The sequence below is a fragment of the Streptomyces sp. NPDC054961 genome (assembly GCF_053609145.1).
In genome coordinates this window covers 26,979-36,423 of record NZ_JBSGWY010000045.1, presented here as the reverse complement: position 1 = coordinate 36,423, position 9,445 = coordinate 26,979, and the positions used below count along the sequence as shown (strand labels likewise).

General features: G+C 73.0%; 8 protein-coding genes. 2 read left to right on the top strand and 6 right to left on the bottom strand.

The window, feature by feature from the left end:
• Positions 1-110: 110 nt before the first annotated feature.
• Both ACWF9Z_RS30430 and ACWF9Z_RS30425 read right to left on the bottom strand, forming a co-directional pair.
• Positions 111-854: an ABC transporter ATP-binding protein gene (locus ACWF9Z_RS30430; RefSeq protein WP_453607393.1), complete on the bottom strand. Its 744-nt coding sequence runs from the start codon at positions 852-854 to the stop codon at positions 111-113.
• Positions 855-996: 142 nt separating this feature from the next.
• Complete coding sequence (locus ACWF9Z_RS30425) at positions 997-1,929, bottom strand: ABC transporter permease (RefSeq protein WP_453607348.1); 933 nt, start codon at positions 1,927-1,929, stop codon at positions 997-999.
• A gap of 150 nt (positions 1,930-2,079) precedes the next feature.
• On the opposite strand from ACWF9Z_RS30425, the gene ACWF9Z_RS30420 reads away from it, so the two are divergent.
• Positions 2,080-2,745, top strand: a complete 666-nt coding sequence (locus ACWF9Z_RS30420) for a TetR/AcrR family transcriptional regulator (RefSeq protein WP_453607345.1) — start codon at positions 2,080-2,082, stop codon at positions 2,743-2,745.
• Between the two features lie 58 nt (positions 2,746-2,803).
• Here ACWF9Z_RS30420 and ACWF9Z_RS30415 read toward each other — a convergent pair whose 3' ends face one another.
• From ACWF9Z_RS30415 to ACWF9Z_RS30400, 4 genes are all read right to left on the bottom strand, one after another.
• Positions 2,804-5,053: a bifunctional glycosyltransferase/CDP-glycerol:glycerophosphate glycerophosphotransferase gene (locus ACWF9Z_RS30415; protein ID WP_453607342.1), complete on the bottom strand. Its 2,250-nt coding sequence runs from the start codon at positions 5,051-5,053 to the stop codon at positions 2,804-2,806.
• Positions 5,054-5,188: 135 nt separating this feature from the next.
• A complete protein-coding gene (locus tag ACWF9Z_RS30410; protein WP_453607341.1) occupies positions 5,189-6,037 on the bottom strand; it encodes a carbohydrate ABC transporter permease in 849 nt (282 codons plus the stop codon).
• Positions 6,034-7,434 (bottom strand): carbohydrate ABC transporter permease, encoded by a 1,401-nt coding sequence (locus ACWF9Z_RS30405; RefSeq protein ID WP_453607340.1) that lies wholly within the window; start codon positions 7,432-7,434, stop codon positions 6,034-6,036. Before ACWF9Z_RS30405 ends, ACWF9Z_RS30410 begins: the two co-directional genes overlap by 4 nt.
• A 3-nt stretch (positions 7,435-7,437) precedes the next feature.
• Complete coding sequence (locus ACWF9Z_RS30400; RefSeq protein WP_453607337.1) at positions 7,438-8,877, bottom strand: ABC transporter substrate-binding protein; 1,440 nt, start codon at positions 8,875-8,877, stop codon at positions 7,438-7,440.
• A gap of 101 nt (positions 8,878-8,978) precedes the next feature.
• Here ACWF9Z_RS30400 and ACWF9Z_RS30395 point away from each other — a divergent pair, with 101 nt between their 5' ends.
• Complete coding sequence (locus ACWF9Z_RS30395) at positions 8,979-9,422, top strand: hypothetical protein (RefSeq protein WP_453607334.1); 444 nt, start codon at positions 8,979-8,981, stop codon at positions 9,420-9,422.
• The last annotated feature ends 23 nt before the right edge of the window (positions 9,423-9,445 follow it).

The window sequence follows — 9,445 nt, the reverse complement described above, 5'->3', positions numbered from 1 at the left end:
CGCGGGGGGGCGCCCCCCGCGGCGGGGGGGGGGGGGGGGCGCGCCCCGGGCCCGGGGGGGGGGGGCGCCCGCGGCGCGCCCCCCCCCCCCCCCCCCCCGTTCGTGTGGGGTCACCGGGCGCGGGTGAACTCCTCGTACGCGTCGCAGACTTCCCCGGAGGGGCCGTCCATGCGCAGGACGCCCGACTCCAGCCAGATCGCCCGGTCGCAGGTCTCGCGGACCGTGCCGATGCCGTGGGAGACGAGGAAGACCGTGCCGGCCTGTTCGCGCAGCTCCTCGATGCGGGCCTGGCTGCGGCGCTGGAAGGCCGCGTCCCCGGTGGCCAGGGCCTCGTCGATCATCAGGACGTCGTGGTCCTTGGCGGCGGCGATGGAGAAGCGGAGCCGGGCGCCCATGCCGGAGGAGTACGTGCGCATGGGGAGCGAGATGAAGTCGCCCTTCTCGTTGATCCCCGAGAAGTCGACGATGCCCTGGTAGCGCTCGCGGATCTGCTGTTTGGTCATGCCCATCGCGAGACCGCCGAGGACGACGTTGCGCTCGCCCGTCAGATCGTTCATCAGGGCGGCGTTCACGCCGAGCAGGGACGGCTGGCCGTGCGAGAAGATCCTGCCGCGGGCCACGGGCTGGAGGCCGGCGATGGCGGACAGCAGGGTGGACTTGCCGGAGCCGTTGCTGCCGATCAGGCCGATGGCCTCGCCCTTGTACGCGGTGAAGCTGACGCCCTTCACGGCGTGCACCTCCCGGATGCCGGGGGCGGGCTTGCGGGAGAAGAGGCGGCTCAGGGCGGCGGTGGCGCCGCCCTTGCGGCCGCCGGTGCCGTGCACCTTGTAGATCACGTGGACCTCGTCCGCGATGACGGTCGGGACGCGGGTGTCCGGGACCTGCGGGGCGGTGCGGGTGCCGGCCGCGGTCCCCGCCGCGGTGGCGGTCCCGGTCCCGGTCCCGGTCGCGGGGCCGGACCCGGGGCCGGATGCGGTTGCCGATGCGGTTGCGGTGTCAGCCACGGCCGTACTCCTCCTCAGCCTTCCAGAAGAAAATGAACCCGCCCACGCTCATGACCAGCGCCCAGCCGAGCGCGATCAGCCATACGTGGTGCGGGAGCCGGCTCGCCCCGTAGGTGTCGATGAGGGCGAAGCGCATCAGGTCGATGAACACGGCAGCGGGATTGAGCTCGAGGGCCAGCGAGACCCAGCGGGGCAGGTCGTCCGTCCGGAGCATCGAGTCGATGGACCACATGACGCCCGAGGCGTACATCCAGGTCCGCAGGACGAACGGCATCAGCTGGATGACGTCCGGGCTCTTCGCCCCGATCCGGGCCATGACCATGGCGCAGCCGGCGCAGAAGGCGGCCATCAGCAGGAGGGTCGGGAAGACGAACAGCCAGTTCGGGGTGGGGGTCTGGCCGAAGGCGAGGAGCAGGACGATCAGCGCGCCCATGGTGACGAGCAGCTGCTGGAAGAGCTGGACGACGGTGGACAGGGGCAGCGAGGCGCGCGGGAAGTGCAGCGCGCGCACCAGGCCGAGGTTGCCCTGGACGGAGCGGGTGGCGGCGTTGACGCAGCTCCCGATGAAGTCCCAGACGAAGACCCCGGTGATCAGGAACGGCACGTAGTCCGGCACGCCGTGGCTGGCGTGCATGACCACGCCGAAGATGAAGTAGTAGACGGCCGCGTTGAGCAGCGGGGTCACCAGGTGCCAGATCTGGCCGAGGCCGGCCTGGCTGTACTGGGCGTGCATCCGGGCGGTGGCGTGCGCGGTCACGAAGTGGCGCCGGCCCCAGAGCTGGGCGAGGTAGCGGGGGAGCGTGGGGCGGGCCCCGCTGAGCGTCAGGTCGTGGGCCGCCGCCAGTTCGGCGATCGGGTCCGGGGCGCGGCCCCGGGACGTGGCGGGGGACCCGGCGGGGGCCGGGGGCGCGGTGGTCACTGTCACGGGGGTCGCTTTCGACGGGGTCGGGGCGTCGCCGGGGGCACTTCTCCGGTGGCACGTGGGACGGAACGGGTCCGTATCGTCGCTACGGTGAGGTTAAGACGTCCGACGTCGGAACGCAACCGTATCGTCGTCACCGGTTATGCTCTGCTCATGACGACCGACCCCGCCACGGCCCCCACCACCACCGCAGCCGCCGCCCCGCCCGCTGCCGCTTCCGCCGCCCGCCGGGCCCCCGCCGGGGCCGCGGTCCTGCGCGAGGACGTGACCGAGGCGATCCGGGCGGCCGTGGTCGAGGAGCTGGCCACCGTGGGCTTCGCGCGGATGTCGATCGAGGGCATCGCGCGGCGGGCCGGGGTCGGCAAGACGGCGGTCTACCGCCGCTGGAAGTCGAAGCTCCACCTGGTCCTGGACCTGGTGGGGGCGTTCGCCGTGGACGGCCTGCCGGTGCCGGCGACGGGAACGCTGTACGGGGACGTACGGGCGCTGCTGGAAGTGATGTCCCACGTGCTGCGGCACCCGGTGGCCTCGGCGGTGATCCCGGACCTCCTGGTGGAGGCGGCCAGGAACCCGGAGATCGCGGACGCGGTACGGGGCGCGCTGCTCGAGGGGCAGCGGCGGATGGCGGAGGGGATCATCTCCGAGGCGGTCTCGCGGGGCGAGCTGCCCGCGGGGGTGGACGCGGGCCGGGCACTGGATCTGGCGATCGGGCCGCTGTACTGGCGGCAGGTGGTCGTGCGCGACACCGTGCCGGCGGGGTACCTCGACGGCCTGGCGCGGTCCGTCGTCGCCGGCCTGACGGCCGACACCCCTTCCTGACGCGGGCCGCGCGGGACCGGCCGGCACGATCCGCGAGGGACGGCCCGCGGCCCGCGGCCTACGGCCAGCGGCCCGCGGTGAGGTGGGCCAGGGTGGGCTCCGGGGCGGCCGAAGGGGCCGCGGGGGCGGGACGGCGCTCTTCCAGGGGGACGAGGGGGGACGCCGGCTGGCTCAGGAAGATGCGGCGGACCACCCGCTCCGCCGCATGGCCGTCGTCGTAGGTGCAAAAGCGCGTCCGGAAGGAGGACCGCAGCTGCGCCGAGCGCGAGCCCTGCCAGTGGCCCGTCGCGAAGATGTCCACCAGCTCGTCCTCGGTCCGGGCGATCGCACCCGGCGGGAAGGCCCGCAGGTCGAAGTAGGTGCCGCGGGAGGCCTCGTAGGCCTCCCAGTCGTCCGCGTGGATCACGATCGGGCGGTCCAGCGACGCGTAGTCGAACATCAGTGACGAGTAGTCCGTCACCAACGCGTCCGAGGCCAGGCAGAGTTCCTCCACCGAGGGGTGGGCCGAGACGTCCAGCAGGCGGGGGTGCGGGTCGGGGGAGGGTGAACCCGCGTACGTCAGGTGCGTGCGGGTCAGGATCGTGTAGCGCGGGCCCAGGTCGCGCAGGATCCGCTCGAAGTCCAGGTGCTCCGGCCGGCTGCGCCGGTAGTCGCGATGGGTCGGCGCGTACAGGATCGCGACGGAGCCCGGCGGGATGCCGAGGCGCTCGCGCAGCTCGAGGACGTCCGCCTGGGTGGCCCGGTGGAAGACGTCGTTGCGGGGATAGCCGTATTCGAGGGTGGTGTACGAGGACGGGACCGCCTTCTCCCAGACGAGCGTGGAGTGGCGGTTCGCCGAGAGCAGGTAGTCCCACTGGTCGGCGCCGCGCAGCAGGCCCGCGAAGTCCGTGGTCGGGGTGGCCGCCGGCCGGTCCTGGAGGTCGAGGCCGACCCGCTTGAGCGGGGTGCCGTGCTGGGTCTGCACGAGGATCTGGCCGGGGCGCTTGACCAGCGTGCGCTCGAAGTTGACGTTCGTGACGAGGTACGTGGCGCGGGCCAGGGCCGTCCAGTACGCCGCCGAGCCGGGGCGCAGCGGGGCCGTCTCGCGGGGCAGGGTCGAGGCGTGCGCGGGATCGCAGATCCAGGCGGTGCGCATGCGCGGGGCCAGTTCGCGGAGCTTGGCCTCGATGGCCGCCGGGTTGCAGGCGTAACCGCCGTGCCAGTACGCGGAGAAGACCGCGAGTTCGGGGCGGAGCGGGAGCAGGCGCTGCGCGCGGTAGTGCAGGCGCAGGGCCGTCTCGCGCAGGCCCTGCCCCAGGGTGGCCCCCGCGCGGCCCGCGGTGAGCGAGGCCGAGCGGAGCAGGGACAGCAGGCGGTACGTGCGCCTCGTGCCCAGGCGCATCAGGAGGTGGCGGGTCCGGTCCGTGCGGCTCAGGGACAGCGGGCGGGGCCCCGGGACGCGGTAGCGGCGCAGCAGGGCCGAGGCGCGGGCGAAGAACTCGGCGCGGGCCGCGCGCGGCAGCCGGCGCGGGTCGGCGTACAGGGTGCAGAAGTGCTCGGCCATCCGCCGGTGCACGGCGGACCGCCAGCGCTCCAGCTCGGGGCGGGTGGCGAGGTAGCCGAAGACGCGGTCGTACTGGTCGAAGACGTCGAGGTGGCGCCTGCTGCTGGTGGTCAGGATCGAGCCGGTGCGGCGCTGGCGGTAGTGGACGCACACCCGGTCCAGGACGGCCAGGGACTGCGCCGCGAGGAGCGCGGGATAGGTCCAGGGCGCGTCCTCGTAGAACCCGGGCGGGAAGGCGAGGCCCTCGCGTTCCACGTACTCGCGGCGGTAGGCCTTGTTCCACACCACCATCAGCATGCCGAGCAGCGCCGGGCGGTCGGCGAGCCGGAAGCTGGCCGGGCCGTCCTCGCGCAGACGGCTGGAGAGCCGGTTGCGGACCAGCTCCCCGGTCCAGAAGGTGCGCGCGTAGTCGTAGACGAGGACGTCCGGGGAGCCGGCGGCCTTCAGCCGGTCGGTGATGGCCCGCAGGGCGCCGGGGGCCAGGGTGTCGTCCCCGTCCAGGAAGATCAGGTAGTCGCCGGTCGCCCGGGCCAGGCCCGCGTTGCGGGCCGGCCCGAGACCGAGGTTGTGCGCCAGGTGCACGGCGGTCACCCGGGGGTCCCGGGCGGCGTAGTCGTCGATGATCGAACCGCAGGCGTCCGGGGAGGCGTCGTCGACCGCGATCAGTTCGAGATCCGGGTACGACTGCGTCAGGACCGAGTCCAGACTCTCCTGGAGGTACGCCTGGACCTTGTACGCGGGCACGATGACGCTGAACCGGGTCACGGCACATCCAGGGGTCGGCGCGGGCATATGGCCCAGGAACCCCCGGCGTGGCGATCGGGTTACGCAGGGTGTGGCATTCGGGTTACGCAGCGTCAAGGCCGCACGTCAGCGGCGTGATCTCGAGGATGCGCGGTGCTATTTGACCGCTCCCGCCATCACCCCCGAGACGAACTGCCGCTGGAAGGCGAAGAAGACGATCAGCGGCACGAGCATCGAGAGGAACGCGCCGGGCGCGAGCACGTCGATGTTGTTGCCGAACTGCCGTACCTGCTGCTGCAGCGCGACCGTGACGGGCGGGTGCGCCGAGTCCGCGAAGACCAGCGCGACGAGCATGTCGTTCCACACCCACAGGAACTGGAAGATGCCGAGCGAGGCGATCGCCGGACCGCCCAGCGGCAGCACCACCCGGGCGAACAGCCGCAGTTCGCCCGCCCCGTCGAGGCGGGCCGCCTCCAGCAGCTCGCGCGGGATCTCCGCGAAGAAGTTGCGCAGCAGGAACACCGCGAACGGCAGGCCGAACGCGGTGTGGAACAGCACCACGCCGGCGGTCGTCTCGAACAGCCCGATGGCGCCGAAGAGTTCGGAGACCGGGATCAGCGCCACCTGCACGGGCACGACCAGCAGCGCGACCACCACGAGGAACAGCGCGTCCCGGCCGGGGAACTCCAGCCAGGCGAAGGCGTATCCGGCGAACGCGCCCAGGGCCAGGACCAGCAGCGTCGCGGGGACGGCGATGGCCGCCGTGCTCAGCAGGGAGCCGGTGATGGTGTCGTTGGCCAGCAGCCGCTCGTAGTTGTCCGCCGTCAGGCGCGAGGGCGCGGTCAGCACCTGCCACCAGCCGCCCCGGTTCAGGTCGGTGGGGGCGAGGAAGGAGGAGATCAGCAGGCCGAGGGTGGGCAGCAGCCAGAACAGCCCCGCCAGGACCAGGAAGACGCGCAGCGCACCGCCGGCCGCACGGGAGGTGATGCCTCGCAGCATGTTCATCGGCGGGCCTCCCGGCGCATCCGGCGGATGTTGTAGGCCATGACGGGGACCACCAGCACCAGCAGCAGGACGGCGATGGCGGAGCCCAGACCCGGATCGGCGTCCGTACCGAAGGAGGTCCGGTACAGCTGGAGCGCGAGGACGTTGGCGTCGTCCTGCACGGCGCCCGGCGCGATCACGAAGACCAGGTCGAAGACCTTCATGACGTTGATGACCAGGGTGACGAGGACGACCGCCAGGACGGGACCCAGCAGCGGCACGGTGATCCGCCGGAACACCTGCCACTCGCTCGCCCCGTCCACGCGCGCCGCCTCCAGCAGCTCGCGCGGCAGGGCCGCCAGTCCGGCCCCGATCAGCACCATCGCGAACCCGGCCCACATCCACACGTACGCCCCGATGACCGCCGGGGTGACCAGGGACGGGCCGAGCCACTCCACTCCCGCGTACGCCTCGCGGAAGTTCGAGGCGGGCAGCCGCAGCTGCGCGCCGTCGGCCTTCGCCGACAGGGTGAAGGTGCCGTCGGCGCGGGCCGTCGCCGAGTCGACCACCCGGCCGTCCTTGACCGCCTCGATCCGCAGCCCGGCGAGCGCCGACTCGGTGGGGTCGACCGTGTTCGTCGCGCCGCCCCCGCCCCGGGTGAAGTCCTGCCAGGCGGTGCCGGTGACCCTCCCGGGCTCGGCGGCGGCCGCCTTCGCCGGGCGCGTCCCGGCGGGCAGGGCCTCCGGGGCGATGCCGACCAGCGGGATCACCGCGGGTACGCCCGCCCGTACCGGATCGCGGGTCACGTACGCGCCCCCGTCGGCCGGGAGCAGCGGGGAGTCGCGGCCCGGACGGGCCTTGGGGAACGCGGAGGACTCGGCGAAGGTGTCGTGGACCCCGACCCAGACGGCGTTCGCCACGCCCCGGTCGGGGTCGTGGTCGTAGACGAGCCGGAAGATGATGCCCGCCGCGAGCATGGAGATGGCCATGGGCATGAAGACGAGCAGTTTGAACGCCGTTCCCCAGCGGACCCGTTCGGTGAGCACGGCGAAGACGAGGCCGAGCGCGGTCGCCGTGGTCGGGGCGAGCACCACCCACACCGCCGTGTTCTTCAGGGCGGTGCGGATGGTGTCGTCGTGCAGGATCTCCCGGTAGTTGCCGGCGCCGACGAAGGCGTCGCCCGAACGGTCGAAGAAGCTGCGGTAGAGCGAGTAGCCGATGGGGTGCACGACGAGCGCGCCGAGCAGGACGAGGCAGGGCAGGAGGAACGCCGCGGCGGTCAGCCGGCGGCGCCGGGCCTCGGTGGCCCGGGTGGGCGTGCCCGGGGCCCGGGCGCTCGCACCGGAGGCACCGGAGGCGCCGGCGGGTCCGGCGGGTTCGGCCGGGCCGGTGGCCCGGGCGGCTCTGGTGGGGGCCACGGCTCAGTTCCCGTAAGCCTTGGCCGCGTCCGCCTCCAGCTTCGCCTGGGCTCCCGCCACGTCCGAGGGGTTCGCCAGGAAGTCCTGGAGCGCCTTCCACTCGCCCGCGCCCGGGGTCCCGCCGAAGGCCGCCGGAGCCTGGTCCGACATGTCGAAGCGGAAGTCGTCGCCCGCCGCGATCAGGGCCTTCGCCATGTCGCGCTGGATGTCGTTCGGGTAGGCGCTCAGCTCCAGCGTCTTGTTCGGGGAGAGGAAGCCGCCCTCGCGGGCGTGGACCCTCGCCGCGTCCGTCGAGGCCAGGAACGTCAGCAGGGCCTGGGCGCCCTTCGAGGGCTTGAGCGCGACCGCCACGTCGCCGCCCGAGACCACCGGGGCCTTGGAGCCGACCGAGGGGAAGGGGAAGACCAGGGCGTCCTTGCCGACCTTCGCCTCCGTCTGCGCGATGTTCACCGCCACGAAGTCGCCCTCGTAGACCATCGCGGCCGCCGGCCGGTCGCCGCCGGTGAAGGTCTGCGTCACCGACTTCGGGAATTCCGTGGAGAGCGCCCCGCTCTGGCCGCCGGCCAGGAAGTCCTTGCGGCCGAACAGCTCGGCGAGCGAGGTCAGCGCCTGCTTGACGCTGTCGTCCGTCCACTTGATCTGGTGCTTGGCGAGCTGGTCGTACTTCTCCGGACCGGCCTGGGAGAGGTAGACGTTCTCGAACCAGTCGGTCAGGGTCCAGCCGTCGGCGCCGGCCACCGACACCGCCGGGGTGCCGGACGCGGACAGGGTGTCGGCCGCGGTGATGAGGTCCTTCCAGGTCTTGGGGGGCGTCACGCCCGCCGCCTCGAAGGCCTTCGCGTTGTACCAGATCAGCGACTTGTTGGCGGCCTTGTAATACACGCCGTACTGGGTGCCGTCGACCGCTCCGAGCGACTTCCAGCCGTTCGAGTAGTTCTTGTCGAGCTGGGCCTGCGCCTCGGCGCCGACCGGCTGCGCCCACTTGTTCTTGACCGCGGAGACCAGCGCGCCGACCTGGGGCAGCAGCGCCACGTCCGGCGGGGCGCCGCCCGCGATCTTGGAGCCGAGGAAGGTGACGATCGGGTCCTGCGCCGGAACGAAGGTGACGGTGGCTCCGGTGCGCTGCTCGAACTCCTTCAGCACCTTGGTGAAGTTCGCCTGCTCGGGGCCGGTCCAGACCGCCGCCACCTCCAGCTTCTCGCCGTCGAGACGAGGTAAGGCGACGGCGGGCCCGGCGGAGGTGCCGGGGCCGTCGGTGCCCTTCGCGGGCTCCTTGTCGCTGCCGCACGCGGAGAGCGCGAGCGCGGCGGTGGCGGCGAGCGCCGCCCAAGCGGCGGCCCTCGTACGGGCCTTCGTGCCCGGCGTGCGGGCCTGCGTCCCGCTCGCGCCGGTCCTCACGCCGGTCGTCGCGCCGGTCGTGGTGCGGGTGTTCGTGCCGTGCATGGCTCTGCCCCCGATGCCTGTGTGGCTCTGGTGTGTCCCGTGCCACAAGGTCTACGCCGACCCGACCACCCTCGCAATAGCGCCCCGCTAGGATCGGGCTCGTGAACGCCTCGCCGACCAGCGCATTCACCCGTCCGGTACGGGGCGTCACGGTGTACTCCCGGCAGTCGCACGGCGGCTGCATGCCCTCGTACGGCAAGGTCGAGCTGGACTTCGAGCCGCCCGCCGAAGGGGCGCCGTCCACCTGCGAGTTCGCCTGCGAGGCCCGGCCGGAGCCCGACGCCGAGCTCGAAGAGGCCCTGGTGAGAGGGGTCTTGAGGGAGCTCGCCGACCCGCCGGCCGGGGACCCGGCGGGCGGCCGGGGTGCGCCGGTGCGGGCCCGGGTCCTGGTGCGGGACCTGCACTGGCACCCGGTGGACTCCCACCCGGACGTGTTCACGGGGCTGGGCGCGCTCGCGGTGCGGGAGGCGCTGGACTGCCTGGCCCGGGAGCGCGACCCGCGGTCGATCACCACGCGAGTCTCCCCGGGCCTCCGGCTCCCCTGACACCCCGACTCCACCGGCCGTTC

What these genes read in the sequence shown, in the direction of transcription:
- ACWF9Z_RS30400 (WP_453607337.1), bottom strand. Translation starts at nt 8,877, where the DNA reads ATGCACGGCACGAACACCCGCACCACGACCGGCGCGACGACCGGCGTG.
- ACWF9Z_RS30410 (WP_453607341.1), bottom strand. Translation starts at nt 6,037, where the DNA reads ATGAACATGCTGCGAGGCATCACCTCCCGTGCGGCCGGCGGTGCGCTG.
- ACWF9Z_RS30420 (WP_453607345.1), top strand. Translation starts at nt 2,080, where the DNA reads ATGACGACCGACCCCGCCACGGCCCCCACCACCACCGCAGCCGCCGCC.